Source organism: Tenacibaculum sp. A30 (genome assembly GCF_051200845.1).
Classification (GTDB): domain Bacteria; phylum Bacteroidota; class Bacteroidia; order Flavobacteriales; family Flavobacteriaceae; genus Polaribacter.
On the sequence record NZ_CP195160.1, the window covers coordinates 1,575,660 to 1,597,165 of the forward strand.

Genomic DNA, 21,506 nt, shown 5'->3' on the forward strand with positions numbered 1-21,506 from the left:
TATATTCTTAAAGTATAAAAATCTGCAACAACACTACCAATAAAGAAAAAACACCTATTTTTAACCTTTAAAAAGATTAAATTTCTTTTTAAATTCTGAAAATCATTTTAAAACAGAAAAACATACCATGCATCAACTAGATAATGTAGATAAAAAGCTATTAGAAGAATTGCAAAATGACTGTAAGCAATCTATAAAACAACTAGCCAACAAGGTAAACCTATCTATAACACCTACTCACGAACGTGTAAAAAAGATGGAGGCTAACGGAATTATAGATAAATACGTGGCTTTAGTAAACTTAGAAACTATTAATAAGAGTTTAATTGTTTATTGTCAAGTTACTTTAGTAAAACATCAAGAAAGTGCTTTTAAAGAATTTGAAGAGTACATGTCTAAAATAGATGAAATAGTAGAGGTGTCTTATATAGCTGGTGTGTATGACTTCCTGTTAAAAGTTGTTTTGAAAGACATGAATGAATATCAGGATTTTGTGCTAAAAAAATTATCACAGTTAGAAATAATATCAAACATTCAGAGCTCGTTTGTAATGAAGCAAGTTAAGAATACTACAAAAATAAAATTGACATAGTTCTTACGTACTATGTCAATTTTATTGATTTAACGGCTTCTTTTTATAGGACCTGTAAAATCATCAATATTATCTTTTACTTCGTTAATTTCATTGTTTATGTCTTTAACAAAGTCTGTATCTATACCTTGATTTTTTGCACTGTCATTAATCTCTCGCTTAATGTCGTTTGTTGCATCTTTAATTTGACGCATTCCCTTTCCTAGCCCTCTTGCTATTTCAGGAATTTTATCAGCCCCAAATAACATAACTACGATTAACAAGATTACAAAAATCTCTGGTCCTCCAATAAATAAAAATATTCCATTCATCACTGCAAAGATAGTTAAATTCAATGTCCTATACTTTATTGAATAAAAAAAAGCAACCAAATTGGTTGCTTTTTTATTTTATATAAAATGCATTAGTCTGCAAGAATAATCACTTTATTATCTTTCATTTCAAGAGTTCCTGATTTGATTTTTAAAGTTAATACTTTATCATCTTCTGGTAATCTTTCAATGTTTGCATGTAAATCATCAAAAACTAAATGAGTTTGAGTGTGTACATGTACTTTTATTCTTCCTTCAGTTAAAATAGACACCACTGGTGCGTGATTATTTAACATCTGAAATTCTCCATTTACACCTGGTACTGCTACAGAATCAACTTCTGATGAAAACAAGATAGCTTCTGGTGTTACAATTTCTAAATACATATTTTAATGCTTTAGGGCTTTAAGCTATTGCTTAAGGCAATTAATTACGCTTCGGCTAACATTTTCTCTCCAGCATCGATTGCTTCTTGAATCGATCCTTTTAAGTTAAACGCTGCTTCAGGATACTTATCTAATTCACCATCCATAATCATGTTGAATCCTTTGATAGTATCTTTAATATCTACTAATACCCCTGGAATTCCTGTAAACTGCTCTGCTACGTGGAATGGTTGAGATAAGAAACGTTGTACACGACGTGCTCTGTGAACTACTAATTTATCTTCTTCAGATAATTCTTCCATACCTAAGATTGCGATAATATCTTGTAATTCTTTATAACGCTGTAAGATTTCTTTTACTCTTTGTGCACAGTTATAGTGCTCATCTCCTAAAATATCAGCAGTTAAAATTCTTGATGTAGAATCTAATGGATCTACCGCTGGGTAAATACCTAACTCGGCAATCTTACGAGATAATACTGTAGTAGCATCTAAGTGAGCAAACGTTGTTGCTGGTGCTGGATCCGTTAAATCATCCGCAGGTACGTAAACCGCTTGTACAGATGTAATAGATCCTTTCTTAGTAGAAGTAATACGTTCTTGCATTGCTCCCATCTCTGTTGCTAATGTTGGTTGGTAACCTACCGCTGAAGGCATACGACCTAATAATGCCGATACCTCAGAACCTGCTTGTGTAAAACGGAAGATGTTATCAACGAAGAATAATACGTCTTTTCCTTGTGCTTCACCAGCTCCGTCACGGAAATACTCAGCGATTGTTAATCCAGATAATGCTACACGAGCACGTGCTCCTGGTGGCTCATTCATCTGACCGAATACGAAAGTAGCTTTAGAATCTCTCATTCCAGCTTTATCAACTTTAGATAAATCCCATCCTCCATCTTCCATAGAATGCATGAAATCATCACCATACTTGATAATTCCTGATTCTAACATCTCACGTAATAAATCGTTTCCTTCACGAGTTCTTTCACCTACACCTGCGAATACAGATAAACCTCCGTGTCCTTTTGCGATGTTGTTAATTAACTCTTGAATTAATACAGTTTTCCCTACTCCTGCACCTCCAAATAATCCAATTTTACCTCCTTTTGCATAAGGTTCAATTAAATCAATTACTTTAATTCCTGTAAATAATACTTCGGTAGAAGTTGATAATTCTTCAAACTTTGGCGCTTGACGGTGAATTGGTAAACCTGCTTCACCTTCTTTAGGTAAATCTCCTAATCCATCAATTGCATCTCCTGTTACATTAAATAAACGACCGTAGATATCACTACCTATTGGCATTTGAATTGGATTACCAGTAGCAATTACTTCTTGCCCTCTTTGTAAACCATCAGTCGCATCCATAGAAATAGTACGAACTGTATCTTCACCAATGTGTTGTTGAACTTCTAAAACTAAAGTTGAACCGTCTGCTTTTTTAATTTCTAACGAATCATAAATCTTTGGCAATTCAGCATTTTCTGTATTAAACTCAACATCGATTACTGGACCAATAATTTGAGAAACTTTACCTGTTATTGTAGACATTACTATATGTAATTAAAGTTATTTTATTTACTATATGAGTTTTAACTCATTTTTTCAAGGTGCAAAGGTAATTTTTTTAGTGGAATTTAAAAAACCTTTCGCGGTATTTTTCCATAAAAAAATTCCATAAAAAAAGCCTCACAAATGTGAGGCTTAATTTTTATAGATATGTGCTTAAAATTATTTTACAACTTTAATTTCAACACGTCTGTTTTGAGCTCTACCTTCTCTTGTTTTGTTATCAGCGATTGGGTAATCTTCACCAAAACCTGCAGAAGTTAATCTGTCAGCAGCGATTTCTCCTTTAGCTACTAAGTAATCTAAAACAGCTTTAGCTCTTCTTTCAGATAATTTTTGGTTTAATGAGTTAGATCCTGAACTATCAGTATGTCCTTGAATGCTAAAGTTAGCTTTAGGATATTCTTTCATTACTGCAGCGATTAAATCTAATTTACCAGTAGTACCAGTTCTAAAAGTAGATTTACCAGAGTTGAAGTAAATAGCTCTTGCGAACTCGTTTAATTGCTTAACAGCTTCTTCTTTGATTACTACTTCTGGGCATCCGTTGTTAGATGCTACACCAGCTTCGTTTGGACACTTATCGTCTTTGTCTAATACTCCGTCTCCGTCAGTATCTGGCCAAGGACATCCGTTGTTTTCAGCTGGACCAGCAGTGTTAGGACACTTATCTTTTCCATCTACAACACCGTCTCCATCAGCATCAGGACAACCGTTGTTAGCTTTAGTTCCTTTTTCAGTTGGACAAGCATCATCTTTATCCGCGATACCATCTCCATCAGCATCAGGACATCCGTTTAAAGCAGCTAAACCAGCAACTTCTGGACAAGCATCGTCAGAATCTTTGATTCCGTCTCCGTCTGTATCAGGACATCCGTTGAATTCTTTTAATCCAGCAACTTCTGGACAAGCATCTTCTTTATCGTATACTCCGTCACCATCAGTATCTTTTCCTCCAAATTTGAATACTAAACCGATTGAGTGTTGGAAGTGATCTTTTACTTTATCAGCAAACTCTTTCTTTCCTCCTGTTTGGAAGTTTAACCCTAAGTTGTCGTTAAACCAAACATTGAATCCAGCACCAACATTTAACATTCCTTCACCTTCATCGTCAATAGAAGTATAACCTCCACCAACATACACATAAGGATCCCACCAACCAGTGTTACCAAATAAGTTGTTCATGTCATACTTTACGTTAGCATCAATTGCCCAGTAAAGCATATCTGAATCATTCTCTGCGTAAACAGTTTCGATTTTATTTAAAGACCCAGCTAATTGTAAAGAGAATCCATCGTTTAAGTATCTATCAACTGATACTCTTGAAATTGATGGTAAGATATTCCAGTCACTAGTACCGATATAATCTTTAGCATAATCTCCAAATTTAGAAGGAACTCTAATGTCTACTGCATTAGCCCCGAAACCAACCGCCCAAGGGTTGTCTGAATCCTGTGCGCTAACGTTTACTGCAGCAAACGCAAATAAAGCCATCACAGCTAATTTTAATTGTTTCATTATTAAAAATTTAAATTAAAAGTTCGTTTATATTACGCAAATGTAAGTTGTTAAAACTTATTTACAAAAACAAATCTACAAAAACTTACAACAAATGCAAGTTTTTGAACGACTAATTTATATCACTTTAAGCTCTTTTCCAACCTTAATAAACGCGTTTATTGCTTTATCTAAATGCTCTTTTTCATGAGCTGCTGAAAGTTGCACTCTAATTCTTGCTTGTTCTTTTGGCACTACAGGGTAAAAGAAACCTATCACATAAATACCTTCTTCTAATAACTTATTCGCCATTACTTGCGATAATTTTGCATCGTACAACATTACAGGTACAATTGCAGCATCAGCTCCTACTAAATCAAAACCTGCTTTTTCCATTTCTGTACGGAAATAGTTGGTGTTCCACTCTAATTTATCGCGTAACGATGTATCGTTTGATAATAAATCAAACACCTTTAAAGACGCTCCTACAATAGCAGGCGCTAATGAGTTTGAGAATAAATACGGACGAGAACGTTGACGTAAAATTTCAATAATTTCTTTTTTACCTGTTGTATATCCTCCCATAGCTCCTCCAAGAGCTTTCCCTAAAGTTCCGGTAACGATATCAACACGATCCATTACATTTTTAAGCTCTACTGTACCTCTACCTGTTTTCCCTATAAATCCTGCTGCATGACATTCATCTACCATTACCATTGCATCGTACTTATCAGCTAAATCACAAATCTCATCTAACTTTGCTACGATTCCGTCCATAGAGAAGACTCCATCAGTTACAATAATTTTAAAGCGGTGACCTTTCTTATTCGCTTCAATTAATTGCTCTTCTAATGAAGCCATATCATTATTATTATAACGGTAACGAGCTGCTTTACACAAACGCACTCCGTCAATAATAGATGCATGGTTTAAACTATCAGAAATAATAGCGTCTTCACTTGTTAATAATGGTTCAAAAACACCACCATTCGCATCAAAAGCTGCTGCGTATAATATAGTGTCTTCCGTAGTATAAAAATCAGCAATCTTTTTTTCCAATTGCTTATGAATATCTTGCGTACCACAAATGAAACGTACAGATGACATTCCAAAACCATGAGTATCCATAACATCTTTTGCTGCTTGAATTACTTCTGGGTTATTCGACAACCCTAAGTAATTATTTGCACAAAAGTTGATTACCTCTTCTCCTGTAGAGATTTTAATTACCGCATCTTGCGACGAAGTAATAATGCGCTCTGATTTATATAATCCAGCATCTTTGATATCCTGAATTTCTTGTTGTAATTGTTCTTTAATTTTTCCGTACATAATTTATGTTTGAAAGTTGTTTGCTATAAAAGGTCAAAGTTAGGTTTTAAACTTCTTCAACCAAAATTTCTTCATCAATATATATGAGGAGTTTCTTCTGAACTTTAAAATTCATCGTTTGCAATACTCTCGCATACCTTAATAATTGTTGATGATATACTTTGGAAGGCTTCCCTGTTTTATAATCAATAATTACCACTTGGTTTTCTTTATTAAACACCAATCGGTCTGGAATTACAATTTGACCATCAACATCTACAATTTCGCGTTCATTATAAACTGTTACCTCATCCGAAAAATAATCTTGTAACAATGGATGATTTATAATTTGCCGAATCTTTTTAGTTATTTCTTTTGTTTTTTCTTTCGGAAGGATTCCTTGCTGTTCATACCTTAAAACTACTTCTTTAACATCTTCTTTAGTTGTTACTTCCGCCATCATTTCATGGATTAAGTTACCAAACTCAATGGCTTTTCCTTGTTCAGTATCCCATAATTTAGAAGCACTAGCCAACATTTGAATATTGTGCTCTTGCCAAGGAGTAGAAATAAACGTTTCTTGAATTTCAGTTGCGTTATTCTGTTCTTTGGGTTCATTTACTCTTTCAGGAATACCAATAGTATATTCTAGTTGGTCATCATTCCATAAATTTTGAGCTTTTAAATAATTGATAAAAACCCCTGAGTAAAAATTCGTATTCTCTTCTCCTTTCGAAGAAATTTTCTTTTCGGTTATAACATGTAACTGTTCTACCGCTCTTGTCAATGCAACATACAACAAGTTAAAATTATCTAATTCTAACTCCTCTCGCTGCTGATGATAAATCTCCGAACCACGATCATTTACATAGTTCAAATCTTTATTAAAAGGAACTAATAATTCTTTAAACCCATCAAAATTATCGGGTAATTCATCTAACCAAACTTTCGGATTGACTTGTCGATACACATCTAAATCATAGGGAAAAATTACCACCGGGAATTCCAATCCTTTTGATTTGTGTATCGTCATCACTTGTACCGCATTTCCACTCTCTGGAGCCACAATACTCAACTTATCTTTTTTATCTGACCAAAAGTCTAAAAACTCTTGAATACTCGTTCCTCTTCGCTGTTGTTCTAATACCACATCTAAGAAAAATTGCACATAGGCATCTGAAGAAGTAATCAGTTGAAAACCTCGAATAATTTCTTCTACTTTTTCATAAAAAGGCAGCTGATGGAAAGTTGATAATTCAAAAGTAGTTCCGTAGTTTTTTAACTGTTGAAAAATGACTTCATTAGGTTGACTAATCGACTCGGCAATAAACGAATGTTTATGTTCTGTAACTTTTAAATGTTCTTGCAAAAAATAGAGCATTTCTAAGCATGTTTCTTTATCATTCGGATGTTGAATTACCTGTAAAACATCCATAATAAACTTGACTTTAGAACTATTTTCTAACAATAAAGTTTCTGAAGAAATGATATCAATTCCATTTTCTGACAAATAATTTGCAACCGCAATTCCATCTTTCTTTTTTCGAACCAGAATACAGATTTCATTCAGCGAAAACTCTTTTTCTAATCTTTTGACAAGCTCTAGAACTTTCTTCGGATATTTTATCTGTTCATCTTCTTTTTCATCTTCTTTTTCCAAAAAAGTCAGCGATACACAACCTCCTTTTTTTGAGTTTTCTAACTGTTTATTTCCATCAATAAACAATTGTTTGTAGGATTCATTTTGCAAGAAATTTGCTGTATGTTGAAAAAACTGATTGTTAAAATTTATTACCTCAGCATAACTCCTAAAATTAGTTTCTAAAGTTTTTACTTCTTTCGAAATATGAAACGGATTGTCTTTTTCTGATCCTAATCCAATAAACTGCTCTGACTTTCCTCCTCTCCAGCGATAAATGGCCTGTTTACCATCACCCACCAACAACAAATTACTATTTTCTTGTGCTAGCGCATTGTCAATCAGCGGAATTAAATTTTGCCACTGCAAAGTGGAAGTATCTTGCATTTCATCAATAAAATAATGCATGAATCGTTGCCCAATACGTTCGTAAATAAATGGTGCAGGCTGGTCTTTAATATTATCAGAAATTAACTGATTGAACTCTGCGTTTAGTCGTAAGTTATTTTCTTCTTTTAAGTGTGAAAGTTCTTGATTGATATTGTTTAAAACCGCTAAAGGAATCAAACTTTTTAATGCCAAATTATTCATCAAAAATTGCTGATATAACCTTTCCGACTCCATATACAATTGAAGTAACTCTGGCAAAATTCCTTCGATAGCTGCTTTTATATCCTCTGACTTTGACTTGGCATAAAAATTATTTTCTTCAATTCGTTCTCGAAGAGCACTTTCGTCAAAAAACTTCGCTTTTTCAGGATTTTGAGATAACGCTAAAAAATGATTAGGCAGCATTGAACGATAAAAGTCATTATGCACTAAATGCATACTTTCAATCATTTTTAACGCTTCTTCTCCAATTTCTTTCCAACGTTTTTTTATTTCTTTTTGATGTTTGGATAGTTTTGTTTTTAAATTGGTAAAATCAGCGAGCTGTTTATCTGCTAATTTTCTAAAATGCTTTGTATCGTCTTCATTCAATAAAATTTTAGAAAACTCGTTTAGTTCACGAGAAATATCCCACGATTTATCATCATCAGCTTTATCTAATGAAAAATCAATCAATAACTTTGTTAAAGCTTCATCGGTTCCAATTTTTGAAATGAGTACATCTACCGCTTCATTTAACAATGAAACTGCATCCATTTCTACTTCAAAATTGAGTGGTAATCCTAAATCGTATGCAAAACTTTTTATGATTTTATGCGTAAAACTATCAATTGTAGTAATTGAAAACGCTGCATAATTCCGAAGAATTTCATCTAATAATTTTTTGCTTCGCTCTTTAACAACAGTTCTGTCAAGCGAAGTTTCCTTCAAAATTACCTCTAACAAATCGTTATATTTCCCTTCTGAAAAAACTTCTAAGTTTTGCAACACACGTTCTTTCATTTCTCCGGCAGCTTTATTAGTGAATGTAATTGCCAATATTTTTTGAAAACGGAAAATATCTTCAGATTGCAGTAAAACTTTTAGATACTCTTTTACTAAAGTGAATGTTTTACCGCTACCTGCCGAAGCGTTATATACCTGAAAATTTGATGGATTTTGTAACAAAATGAAAATATAATTGAGCTAGCAATTTAACCAAAAAAAAGATTCCCGCTTTCGCAGGAATCATAATTTTATGCTTATCAAAATAGCTTACACTCTAGCCAAGACCGACATCTAACGACATCATAACAATAAATCCGCCAATAAAACCGAGTGTAGCAATATCTGTATATTTATCTCTTTGAGTTTCAGGAATTACCTCTTCTACAACCACAAAAATCATTGCTCCTGCAGCAAAAGCTAAAGCATACGGTAAAATTGGTGTAAAAAACGATACCGCTACCGCTCCTAAAACAGCTGCCATTGGCTCTACAATTGCCGACATTTGACCATACCAAAAACTTTTAAAACGACTTACTCCTTGTCTACGAAGCGGCATTGCCACTGCAAATCCTTCTGGAAAATTCTGTATTCCTATACCGATTGCCAATGAAATTGCTGCGATTATCATTTCAGTTTGCTCTACTCCAACCATCGTTGATGCTGCTCCAAACAACACTCCTACTGCTAATCCTTCCGGAATGTTATGTAAGGTTATTGCTAAAACTAACAAAGTTGTTTTATGCCAGCTCGTCTTAACACCTTCAACTTCATGTTCTTTAAAATTAATATGTAAGTGCGGTAATAATTTATCCATTCCGAACAAGGCTAAAGCTCCTAAAGCAAATCCAATTGCTGATGGAATTACTTTTACGAACCCTTCACCTGGACTATTATCAATTGCTGGTGATAACAAACTCCAGAAACTCGCTGCAACCATTACTCCTCCTGTAAAACCAAGCATTCCATCTAAAACTGCTCGGTTCATTTTTTTGAAAAAGAACACTAAACTAGCTCCTAAAGCTGTTAATCCCCAGGTAAAAAGCGATGCATATAATGCTGCTTGAATTGGGTGTTCCTTCCCAAATTCTACTAATTGATTAAATAAATCCATCTATAATACTATCTCTTATTAGTTGTTTAACGTGATTTTTGAATATATAAGTTACTTGCTATTTTATTTGAAACAGACAGTGTTTTTCCTTCCATTTCTATAACTAGAGAACCATCAAAAGGTTCTTTTTCTACTACCTTTATTTGTTTTCCTAAAGCAACTCCTTGTTTATCTAAAAAGCGTAAAAATTCTGAAGAACTGTCATCAACCCCTACACAAACTCCTATTTCATTTTCCTTCAACGTTGATAATAAACTTTTTTCTATAATCTGTAAATTTCCTTCCTTATCTGGAATAGGGTCTCCGTGTGGATCTCTCTTAGGATACTCTAAAAAAGCATCTAGTTCGTTGATTAATTTAGGAGATTTGATATGCTCAAGCTGTTCAGCCACCTCATGAACTTCATCCCAAGAAAAATTTAATTTATCCACTAAAAAAACTTCCCATAATCGATGCTTACGAACAATATTAGCCGCTGTTTTTTTTCCAAAATCAGTCAAAGTTACTCCTTGATATTTTTTATAAGTCACAACATCTTTTTCAGATAGTTTCTTAATCATATCTGTTACTGATGACGCTTTAGTATCTAACTTTTTAGCTATAGCATTTGTACTGATTCCTTTTTTAAAATCAGCTTCTAAATGATAGATCGTTTTTATATAATTTTCTTCAGATTGACTAAACATCATATTCTTTTTTAGATGTACAAATATATAAATTTTAGTTTAATCAAATATATTTTTAGACTAACCTAAAAATATATTTATATTTGTGTCAAATTTTATTTAGAAACCACCACAACAAACTATTTTCAAGATGAAAAATCTAGTTGCTTTCACAATTCTATTGCTATCAAATATTGCTATCGGACAAACTATTAAAGGAAAAATCAGCACATCATCAGGCGATATAGTACCATTTGCTAGTGTATTTATAAAAGGAACAGAAAAAGGAACAACTACTGATGAATATGGAAACTACAAGTTAAAAACCACTAAACGTAAATTTGTTTTGGTTGCATCTTCCGTAGGTTTTTTATCTGAAAGAAAAACAGTAACCTTAAACTCTTCCGAAGAAAAAATAGTTGATTTTATATTGACTGAAACCGCAGAAATTTTAGACCAAGTAACCATTACGGGAACACGCACAGATAAACGTAGAACGAATAGCCCTGTGATTGTAAATGTTATCAATAGTCAAACTTTAGCAGATGTTCAGGCATGTAATTTATCTGAAGGATTAAAATTTCAAACGGGTTTACGTGTAGAAACTGACTGCCAAACTTGCAACTACACACAACTTCGAATGAATGGTTTAGCTGGCGGATATTCACAAATATTAATTAATGGTCGTCCTATTTTTAGTCCATTAACTGGTTTATACGGATTGGAGCAAGTACCTACCAACATGATTGAACGCATCGAAGTAGTTCGCGGTGGAGGTTCTGCTTTGTACGGTTCAAGTGCGATTGGAGGAACAGTAAACGTCATTACTAAAATTCCAAAGAAAAATAATTATAGTATGGGTTACACTTATCAGAATATAAAAGGAGTTTCTGACCATATTATTACTGGAAATGCAACCATAGTTAATGAAGATAGAAATGCAGGTACTTCATTTTTTATCAACAACCGAAGAAGAACCATGTATGATGCTAATGGTGATAACTTTTCTGAACTTCCTGAGTTAAAGAACAACTCTTTTGGAACAAACCTATTCTTCCTTCCAACGGAAAATCAAAAAATAGAAATCAACTTCAGTAAAATGAATGAATATCGTTATGGTGGAGAAATGATTGATAATGCTCCGCATTTTGCAATGCAATCGGAAGAACGTGTGCATGACGTGTATGTGGGAAATGTTGATTATCAAATTAATTTTAACGATGATAAAAGTTCAATCATTACCTATTTTGCTACACAATATACTGGAAGAGAACATTACACAGGTATTCGTCCAAATGTTGGCACTACTGAAGACACAGCACATTTGGCAAATCCCCCGTATGGAAATTCAACCACAACCACCTTTCAAGGAGGACTACAACTCAACCATAAATTAGAAGAATTTTTTGGAGGTAACAACGTACTCACACTAGGAAGTGAATTTGTACAAGACGATGTTTTTGATGTTATTGATGCATACCAATACAAAGTAGATCAACTTACTAAAAACTACGGATTCTTTTTTCAAAGTGATTGGGAAATTTCAGATAAGTTAAATTTACTATCAGGAATACGATACGACAACCATACGTTAAACACACTTAAAACAGATGGTACTCAAAAAAATATTACGAACAATGTTGCAAGCCCAAGAGTATCATTATTATTCAAACCATTTAAAAACACTCAAATCAGAGGAACTTGGGGTACTGGTTTTAGGGCTCCGCAAGCTTTTGACACCGATTTACACATTGCTTTTGCTGGTGGAGGAGTATCACGAGTTGTATTAGCTGATGATTTAAAAAGAGAACGTTCTAATAGTTATACACTTTCCTTTAATTACGACAAACCTACAGAACATTATATATATGGTTTTACCATTGAGAGTTTTTACACCAATTTAAAAGATGCTTTTTACTTAGAAGCTACAGATAAAGATGATTTTGGGGAAATTTTTGAAAAAAGAAATGGAGATGGAGCTGTTGTGCAAGGAATTACTTTAGAAACCCGTTTAAATTATGATGGAATTTTACAGTTAGACGCAGGGTTCACATATCAATCTAGTAAATTTAATACAGCTGTTGATAATTTTCATAATCTATCACCTAAAAGAGAGTTTTTACGAACACCCACAACTTACGGGTACGCTACAGCTACCTATACCCCTAATCAAAAATTTAAAGCTGCTTTAAATTTAGTATACACAGGACAAATGGATGTTTTACACATTATACCTAATCCTGATTTTAATCCACCGACTGATAACAATGAAAATATTGGTGAATATTTTAGCTCTCCTTCATTTTTTAACTTAGGTGTTAACACTAGTTATACTTTTAATGTAGAAAAACTTAACACCAATATAGAGCTTAACGCTGGTATTAAGAACATTTTAGACGATTATCAAAGTGAATTTGACAAAGGAAAAGATAGAGATAGCAACTTTATTTTTGGTCCTGCAACCCCAAGAACCTTCGTTTTTGGAGTGAAATTTACAAGTAATTAACATTTAAATAACATAACCAAGTCTAGTTAACATTAAACAAACATTCTAATAATATAAACGTAATTCCTACATAACATTAGCTTTACTGTTTAACTTGAATTTTGCGCCATAAATAAACAGAATTCAAAGATTAGAATGAAAAAAATATTATTTATAGCTTTTTTAAGCTTATGTAATTTAGCATTTTCTCAAAGCAAAGGTACTGTTACTGGTACAGTTACTGACAAAGAAATGAGCGGTGAAGCATTGCCTTTTGCTAATGTTTTTATTAAAGGAACATCTATTGGTGCTACTACCGATATGGAAGGTAAATACACTTTAAGTGTTCCAGCAGGAAATCAAACTATTGTTTTTAGTTTCGTAGGATACCAAACAGAAGAAAGAGCTATAGTTGTTAAAGCAAACGAAACACTTGTAGTAAACCAAGAAATTGGAGCTAACCAAGGAGTTGCTTTAGATGAAGTAAAAATTAACGCAACAGTTAGTAGAGAGAAATCTAGTGCTTTACTATTAGAGCAAAAGAAAGCTACCGTAATTAAAGAAAGTATTGGGGCTCAAGAATTAGCTCAAAAAGGAGTTTCTGATGCAGCTGCTGCCACTACCAAAATTTCTGGTGTTAACAAAAGTGAAGGATCTGGAGACATATACATTCGTGGTTTAGGTGATAGATATTTATCTACAACAATGAACGGTTTACCAATCCCTTCTGATGATGTAAGTAACAAAAACGTTAACTTAAGTTTATTCAGTACTAATGTTATTCAAAATGTAGGAATTAGTAAAACATACGCTACTTCAAGTTACGCTGATCAAGCCTCAGGAAATGTTGATATTTCTTCTAAAGAATACACAAAAGATATGTTTTCTATTGGTGTAAGTGGTGGTGTTAACACAAATGCGATCGAAGTAGACAACTTCAGACAAACTATTATAAGTGATGATGTAACTTTTGGATTCCACAAAAAACAATTTGCTCTTCAAAACCTTATGACTATCCAAGGATGGGATACTAAGAAAGCTGAAACACCTATTAACTATGGAGCTTCATTATCAGGAGCAAAAAGGTTTAACTTATTTAACAAAGAATGGAAAATATTAGCTTCTGCATCTCACTCTAAGTCTTCAGAATACAGAAATGGTATTTTTAAATCTTATAGATCAAACGTATTAAATAATTCATTTACTGATGTTGAAAACTTTATCGCTAAAACAAACTCTACAGGTTATGTTAGAGTTGATTTAAAATTAAATGACAACAACAAATTAAAGTATAACACTTTATTTGTAAACAAAGGTGAAGACGGATTATACGAACAAGGTAGAAATGGTGAAGGATATGTATTCGACCAAGACCCACAAGAAAATGGGGCGTTTGTGAGAGACCAAAACTTTAAACAAACTACTATGTTTGTTAACCAATTAATGGGTGAACACAAATGGAACAAAAACAACCAATTAAATTGGGCTGCTGGATATAACTTTGTATTAGCAGAAGAACCAAACCGTATTAGAAACGAAGTAAATATTTTAGATATTGATTCTAGTCCTTTAATCCAGTTTGCACACGTTGGAGATTACCAACAAAGAAAATCTTCTCAGAAAATTGAAGATACTGAATACAATGCTTTTGTTGAAAACCAATGGTCTTTAGGTCAAACAGCAGATGAGTATGAAGACAAACCTTACAAATTAAACTACGGTTTAAACTTCCGTAAAAAAGAAAGAACTTTTAACTCTTTATTCGTAGGTTTCAGAGCTAAAGATTTTACTGCACCTTCTGTTGATGAAATCTCAGGAACTTTACAACAAGGAACAAACTCTGGTTTAATCTTAAGAGAGCAACAACCAGATTTATATAAAGGTGAATTATTCGTTTTAGCTGCTTACACTAATTTCGATTTTAAATTTGACAATAATTTATCTGGTAACATTGGTTTACGTTTTGAAAGAGATGAAATTGATATGGCTTGGAATGTGGGGAACCGTCCAGGAAGATTTGGATCAACAAACAAAACATATCAAAGTTTATATCCAAGTGTAAACTTAAAGTATGAATTAAACGATAGAAACTTTATCCGTTTTGCTTCAAGTGTAACACAAACTTTACCTGAGTTTAAAGAATTATCTCCTTTCGAGTATGTTTCTCCAACAGGTCGTGTAATTGGTGGTAACGAAGACTTAGAAAAATCTGATGTTTATAATATTGATTTAAAATGGGAATTTTTCCCAAGCAGAAGTCAGTTATTATCGGCTACAGCTTTCTATAAACAAATCAACAACCCAATTAACTTAACACAAGACCAAGGTTCATCAGGTTACTTCAAATTTTTTAACACAGGAGATCAAGCCAATATATTAGGTTTTGAGCTTGAAGGTAGATTAGACATCTTAAAAAATGAAGATGATAAAGCTATATTAAATGCTACAGCGAACTTAACTAAAATGTGGTTTAACCAAGATTTATTCCCTAAGTATCAATTCAAAGGAAAATCTGAATCTGAATTACAAGGAGCTTCTGACTTTATTGTTAACGGATCTTTAAGCTATTCAGACCATAAAGAAAATGCGTTTTCAGCTACATTAACAGGTAACTATGCTTCTGATAAAATCTATGCATTAGGTGCTCCAGAAGATTTTAACAACAGTACAACACTTTACAATGATGAAATCATTGAAAAAGGGTTTGTTACTCTAGATTTTGTTGTTAGTAAACAAATTTTTAGAGGATTTACTGCCAAGTTAGTTGGTAAAAACTTATTAGACCCTAAAATTGAACAAACTCAATTAGTTAGAGACCTTAACACCTTAATTGAGACTAATGAAACTGTATTATCATACAAAAAAGGAAGACAACTTACTTTAAGCTTAAATTATAATTTCTAGTAGTTAACCCTAATTTAATATTACTTGCTTTATATAACAATCAATTAATATTCAATTAAAAGAAACACAAAATACAGGTTATTAATTTGCCTAACGAAAATTAAACAAAGAAATAAAAAAATGAAAAGACCTTTTAAATTTTTAAGTATAGCAGCTTTATCTGTAGCAGCTTTAACTTTTACAAGTTGTGGTAGTGATGATCCTGCAATTTTACCTCCAGATGTTTCTGATGTTGTAGAAAAATTACAAAGCGGAATCATGAGTGGTGAATTAGCTGAAGATTTTACATTAACAAATCCTTCATATGCATTAACTAGCTCATTCATTATTAAAGATGGTGCTACATTAACTATTCCTGCAGGAACTAGTATTGTTGCAGACGCTAAAGGAACTGATGTATATATCGCAGTTTTACAAGGTGGTAAAATCAATATTAACGGTACAAACTCTAGTCCTGTAGTTATGAGTTCTTCTGAAGGACAACCAGGAGACTGGGGTGGTTTAACAATCTGTGGTAAAGCTACGACTACCGCAGGAACAAATGTTACTGCTGAAGTTGGTGGATTCATCTATGGTGGTACTCAAGATGATGATAATTCAGGTGTTATCAAAAACTTAGTAATTAAAGGTACTGGTGCTCAAATTAACACTGAATCTCAGTATAACGGAGTTTCTTTCTATGCTGTAGGATCTGGTACTACTGTTGAAAACATTGCTGTTTTTGACGGAGCTGATGACGGTGTTGAATTCTTCGGAGGAACTGTTTCTGCTAAAAACATCTACTTAGAAAACTTAGAAGATGATGCTATTGACTGGACAGAAGGGTGGAATGGTACTGTTGAAAATTCTTATGTAGTAAATACTAAAGCTGGTTTCTCAACTGTTGTAGAAGCTGATAAAGACAACAAAAACCCTAAGTTAATTAACTTAACAGCTAAGTCTATTGTAGGTGGTACTGCTTTACAATTTAAGAAGCAATCTGGTGCTACAATTACAAACTTACACATAGAAGGATATGACAGAAACATCGATATGAAAGATGATGGTCCTTTAGCAAACGTTATTATCGATGGTGAAGCTGCTCAAGTAGATGCTGAGTATACTGCTGGTACTAAAGTTGATATTTCTTCTTGGTCTTTCATTAACGGAGAAATTGTTGAAATTACTCCTTTAGTAGGAGAGGTTACTGGTAACGTAACGTTAACTGCTGATAAGACTTATAACTTAACAGGGTCTTATATCGTAAAAGATGGGGCTACTTTAAATATTGAAGCTGGTACAAAAATTATCGTTGACCCTAAAGGAACAGATGTATATATCGCTGTTTTACAAGGTGGTAAAATTAACGTAAATGGTACTGCTGAAGCTCCTGTAGTAATGACTTCTGCTAACGGACAACCAGGTGACTGGGGTGGTTTAACTATTTGTGGTAAAGCTACTACAAGTGCCGGTGTTGGTGTAACTGCTGAAGTAGGTGGATTTATCTACGGTGGTTCTGATGACACAGATAACTCGGGTTCTATTGAATACTTAGTAATCAAAGGAACTGGTGCGCAAATTAACATCGATTCTCAATATAACGGAGTTTCATTCTATTCTGTTGGTTCTGGTACAACGGTTAATAACATCGCGGTTATTAACGGAGCTGATGACGGTGTAGAGTTTTTCGGAGGAACTGTTTCTGCTACAAATTTATACTTAGAAAACAACGAAGATGATTCAGTAGATTGGACTGAAGGATGGAATGGAAAAGTAACTAACACTTACATTTCTCACACTATTTCTGGTTTTTCAACTGCTTTTGAAGGTGACAAAGTAAATAACAACCCACAATTCGAAAACTTAACTGCAATCTCTACTGTTGGTGGTACTGCATTACAGTTTAAAAAGACTTCTGGAGCTACTATTACTAACATTTGGTTAGAAGGATATGATAAAAATATCGACATGGTAGACGGTGGTGCTTTATCTAACGTTCAAATAGATGGAGCTGACGCTTCAACTACTGCTGATTATAAAACAGGAACTAAAGTTGATATCTCAACTTGGTCTTGGAGACAAGCTGGATTATAGTAGTCAAGCATTATAAAACTAAAAACCGAGCAAATTGCTCGGTTTTTTTATTCCTTTATATTAGAAATACTGTAAAGTAAATCTTCTATCTTTTTTAATTCTGTTGAGGGATTTCCTGCATCAAACGTAATCGATTTATATTCCTTATCTCCTATTTTATGGTGAATTCTGTATGTAAGGCTCCATCAGTTATTCTTTTTTCACTCGGTGCAATTAAGCGCTTCCTATTTCTTCTATATTTAACTCATCTACTACTTTTTTTAACTCTTTAAGTTGTTCTTTTGAAAGTTCTTTTGTTTCATTTTCTTGATTTGTTTTATAAGTTACCTTATTATCATCAACAGTTATTTGTATTAAACTACCTCTTGTTTGCGCTTCATAAGCGATCGTATAAAAGTTTTAAAGATGTTTTGCACTACACGATTCATCATACATAAAAAGGTCTTAGAAATGATTATTAGGTTTTTCATAATAATGACTTCTTTAATTATAAACATAAAAAAAGACGCCTTATTAATAATGAGACGTCTTATATTTATCGCTTTGTAAGTGTTCTTACTTAAGCTTTTTCTTCACTGCTACTTCAATGTAAGCTTCTATAACATCACCTTCTTGAATGTCGTTATATCCTTTAATTTGAAGACCACAATCGTATCCTTTCGTTACTTCTTTAACATCATCTTTAAAACGTTTTAACGAAGTTAATTCACCATCATGAACAACAATTCCTTCTCTAATAATACGAACTTTAGAATCTCTTGTAATCTTACCAGACATCACCATACATCCTGCAATGTTACCAACCTTAGAAATTTTATAAACTTCTCTAATTTCAACATTACCAAGAACTTCTTCTTTCATTTCAGGAGACAACATTCCTTCCATTGCATCTTTCAAGTCGTTGATTGCGTCATAGATGATTGAGTATGTTCTGATATCTACTTCTTCTCTATCGGCTACGGCACGTGCATTTCCTTGCGGACGTACGTTAAACCCAACGATAATTGCATCAGATGCAGTTGCTAATAATACGTCAGACTCTGTAATTGCTCCAACTCCTTTATGTATAATATTTACTTGAATTTCTTCAGTAGATAATTTTTGGAATGAATCTGTTAAGGCTTCTACCGAACCATCCACATCTCCTTTTAAGATGATGTTTAATTCTTTAAAGTCTCCTAATGCAATACGACGTCCAATCTCTGCTAATGTTAATGTTTTCTGCGTTCTTACAGATTGCTCACGTTGTAATTGAGAACGTTTAGCTGCAATTTGTTTAGCTTCACGCTCATCATCAAATACATTGAACTTATCACCTGCTTGTGGCGCACCATCTAAACCTAAGATTGATACAGGCATTGAAGGTCCAGCTTCTTTTACTTTTTTACCTTTATCATCAAACATAGCTCTTACTTTACCACTATGTTTTCCTGCTAAGATATAATCTCCAATTTTTAAGGTACCTGCTTGTACTAAAATCGTAGAAACATATCCTCTACCTTTATCTAATAAGGCTTCTACTACAGCTCCGTTAGCATTTTTATTAGGGTTTGCTTTTAACTCTAATACTTCTGCTTCTAACAATACTTTTTCTAGTAAATCATCAACTCCTTGTCCTGTTTTTGCAGAAATCTCTTGAGATTGAATATTACCTCCCCAATCTTCTACTAATAAGTTCATAGAAGAAAGTTGTGTTTTAATATTGTCTGGATTTGCGTTTGGCTTATCTATTTTGTTAATCGCGAATACAATTGGTACTCCTGCTGCTTGTGCGTGAGCAATTGCCTCTTTTGTTTGTGGCATTACATCATCATCGGCAGCAACTACGATAATAACTAAATCGGTAACTTGAGCTCCGCGGGCACGCATTGCTGTAAAGGCCTCGTGACCTGGTGTATCTAAGAATGTAATTCTTTGATCTCCTACTTTTACAGAATATGCACCAATGTGCTGTGTAATTCCTCCAGATTCTCCTTCAATTACATTAGCTTTACGAACGTAATCTAGTAACGAAGTTTTACCGTGATCTACGTGACCCATTACGGTTACAATCGGTGCACGAGTAATTAAATCTTCTGGACTATCTTCTACTTCTTCAATTGCTTCTTCTACTTCTGCACCTACGAATTCTACTGTGTAGTTAAATTCTTCTGCAACAATTGATAAAGTTTCAGCATCTAAACGTTGGTTCATTGTTACCATCATTCCTAACATCATACAGGTAGAAATAATTTGTGTAACAGGAACATCCATCATCGTTGCAACTTCACTTACCGTAACAAACTCAGTAACTTTTAATACTTTACTTTCTGCTTGTGCTGCTTGTAATTCTGCTTCTGATTGTTGACGGTGTGCATCTCTCTTATCACGACGATACTTGGCACCTTTTCCTTTTTTAGATTTTCCTTGAAGTTTTTCTAAGGTTTCTCTAACTTGCTTTTGGATTTGTGCTTCTGTTAACTCTTCTTTCGGAGCTACATTTTGCCTTCCTCTTGCACCACGTTGTCCACCACGGTTTTGACCTCCACGACTCTGACCCCCACGATTTTGACCTTGGTTTGGTCTTGATGCGTTGTTACCAGCTCCTGTTGTTCCGGCAGGCTTACTTATTCTTTTACGCTTTTTCTTATCTGCATCATTTGTAGCAGCGCCTTTATTTTCTGGCTTTTTCTTCTTAGGTCTTTCAAATTGTTTTAAATCAATTTTTTGACCTGTAAAGTTAGGACCTTCTAATTTCTTATACTGAGTTTTAATTTTTTCAGCATTTTCTGGAGTAATTTCTACTTCTTTTGTAGGTTGCTTTACTTCTTCCACCTTTTTTTCAACAGGCTTCTTTTCTTGCTTAGGCTCTTCAGCTTTTACTTCCTTTTTTGGAGTTTCAACTGGCTTCACTTCTTTAGGCTGCTCTACTTTTTGAGACTCTGGCTTTTTTTCTTCAGCTTTAACTGGTTCTTCTACCTTAACAGGCTCTTCTTTCTTAGGAGCTTCAACCTCTTTCTCTACTACAGTTACAGGTTCTTCTTTTTTAGGAGCTTCAACCTCTTTTTCTACTACAGGCTCTTCTACTTTGTCTTCTACAGCCTTACCTGTTTCAACATCAATTTTACCTACAGTTTTAATCTCTAGTTTTTCAGCTTTGGCTTTTAAAACTTCTTGTTTTTTAGCTTCCTCCTCTAATCTCTTCTTTTCTTGTTCCTCTTCTAATTGCTGACGAATTGCCTCTTTTTCTTTTCTCTTTTCTTCGCTAACTTCTTTAGAGGCCACCTTCTTAGATTTATCAGTTTGAAATCCATCAAATAAAATTTGATATTCTTCGTCTGATATTTTGGTAGTAGGGCGAGCTTCTATATCATGACCATTTTTAGCCAAGTGTTCTACAGCTCTATCTAAAGAAATGTTTAATTCTCTTAAAACCTTATTTAGTCTTAATTTTTTGCCTTCAGCCATATATTGTTTTATACTTTTTTATTGAAAAAACACACTTTACACGCAAAACGTATAGTTATGCTTTTTTTCTACTTTTTGCCAGATTTTATGTAGCAAATCTACAAAGGATACTGGCTTCCTCTTTATTATTTATA

General features: G+C 33.5%; 13 protein-coding genes. 4 read left to right on the forward strand and 9 right to left on the reverse strand.

Annotation, left to right across the window (positions count from 1 at the left end; genetic code table 11):
- The first annotated feature begins 127 nt into the window (after positions 1-127).
- On the forward strand, positions 128-592 hold the full coding sequence (locus tag ACR9ES_RS07640; protein WP_435253774.1) for an Lrp/AsnC family transcriptional regulator: 465 nt from the start codon (positions 128-130) through the stop codon (positions 590-592).
- A 29-nt stretch (positions 593-621) separates the two neighbouring features.
- Here the strand turns inward: ACR9ES_RS07640 and ACR9ES_RS07645 are convergent, their stop codons facing one another.
- The 8 genes from ACR9ES_RS07645 to ACR9ES_RS07680 all read right to left on the reverse strand — a co-directional run bounded on the left by ACR9ES_RS07645 (position 622) and on the right by ACR9ES_RS07680 (position 10,484).
- Positions 622-903: a Sec-independent protein translocase subunit TatA/TatB gene (locus ACR9ES_RS07645; protein ID WP_028892145.1), complete on the reverse strand. Its 282-nt coding sequence runs from the start codon at positions 901-903 to the stop codon at positions 622-624.
- Positions 904-995: 92 nt separating this feature from the next.
- The gene (locus ACR9ES_RS07650) at positions 996-1,289 is read right to left on the reverse strand and encodes a FoF1 ATP synthase subunit delta/epsilon (protein WP_274634385.1); all 294 of its coding nucleotides are present in this window, start codon (positions 1,287-1,289) and stop codon (positions 996-998) included.
- Positions 1,290-1,333: 44 nt separating this feature from the next.
- Entirely contained in the window at positions 1,334-2,845 is a 1,512-nt protein-coding gene (gene atpD / locus ACR9ES_RS07655) for a F0F1 ATP synthase subunit beta (protein WP_274634386.1), read from the reverse strand.
- A gap of 180 nt (positions 2,846-3,025) precedes the next feature.
- Positions 3,026-4,381 (reverse strand): OmpA family protein, encoded by a 1,356-nt coding sequence (locus tag ACR9ES_RS07660; RefSeq protein WP_435253775.1) that lies wholly within the window; start codon positions 4,379-4,381, stop codon positions 3,026-3,028.
- Between the two features lie 117 nt (positions 4,382-4,498).
- On the reverse strand, positions 4,499-5,692 hold the full coding sequence (kbl, locus tag ACR9ES_RS07665) for a glycine C-acetyltransferase (RefSeq protein WP_299003354.1): 1,194 nt from the start codon (positions 5,690-5,692) through the stop codon (positions 4,499-4,501).
- A gap of 46 nt (positions 5,693-5,738) precedes the next feature.
- Positions 5,739-8,867 carry a UvrD-helicase domain-containing protein gene (locus tag ACR9ES_RS07670; protein WP_435253776.1) on the reverse strand — a complete coding sequence of 1,043 codons (3,129 nt, stop codon included), beginning with the start codon at positions 8,865-8,867 and terminating at the stop codon, positions 5,739-5,741.
- A gap of 94 nt (positions 8,868-8,961) precedes the next feature.
- On the reverse strand, positions 8,962-9,798 hold the full coding sequence (locus ACR9ES_RS07675; protein WP_274634389.1) for a ZIP family metal transporter: 837 nt from the start codon (positions 9,796-9,798) through the stop codon (positions 8,962-8,964).
- 26 nt (positions 9,799-9,824) lie between these two features.
- Positions 9,825-10,484, reverse strand: coding sequence for a metal-dependent transcriptional regulator (locus ACR9ES_RS07680; protein ID WP_435253777.1), 660 nt, complete (start codon positions 10,482-10,484; stop codon positions 9,825-9,827).
- 130 nt (positions 10,485-10,614) lie between these two features.
- Here ACR9ES_RS07680 and ACR9ES_RS07685 point away from each other — a divergent pair, with 130 nt between their 5' ends.
- The 3 genes from ACR9ES_RS07685 (at position 10,615) to ACR9ES_RS07695 (ending at position 17,925) form a co-directional block, all read left to right on the forward strand.
- Positions 10,615-12,969, forward strand: a complete 2,355-nt coding sequence (locus ACR9ES_RS07685; protein ID WP_435253778.1) for a TonB-dependent receptor — start codon at positions 10,615-10,617, stop codon at positions 12,967-12,969.
- Positions 12,970-13,104: 135 nt separating this feature from the next.
- Positions 13,105-15,852 carry a TonB-dependent receptor domain-containing protein gene (locus ACR9ES_RS07690; RefSeq protein ID WP_435253779.1) on the forward strand — a complete coding sequence of 916 codons (2,748 nt, stop codon included), beginning with the start codon at positions 13,105-13,107 and terminating at the stop codon, positions 15,850-15,852.
- A 120-nt stretch (positions 15,853-15,972) separates the two neighbouring features.
- On the forward strand, positions 15,973-17,925 hold the full coding sequence (locus tag ACR9ES_RS07695) for a hypothetical protein (RefSeq protein WP_435253780.1): 1,953 nt from the start codon (positions 15,973-15,975) through the stop codon (positions 17,923-17,925).
- Positions 17,926-18,480: 555 nt separating this feature from the next.
- On the opposite strand, the gene infB is transcribed toward ACR9ES_RS07695, so the two are convergent.
- Positions 18,481-21,372, reverse strand: coding sequence for a translation initiation factor IF-2 (gene infB, locus ACR9ES_RS07700; protein WP_435253781.1), 2,892 nt, complete (start codon positions 21,370-21,372; stop codon positions 18,481-18,483).
- Positions 21,373-21,506: the final 134 nt, after the last annotated feature.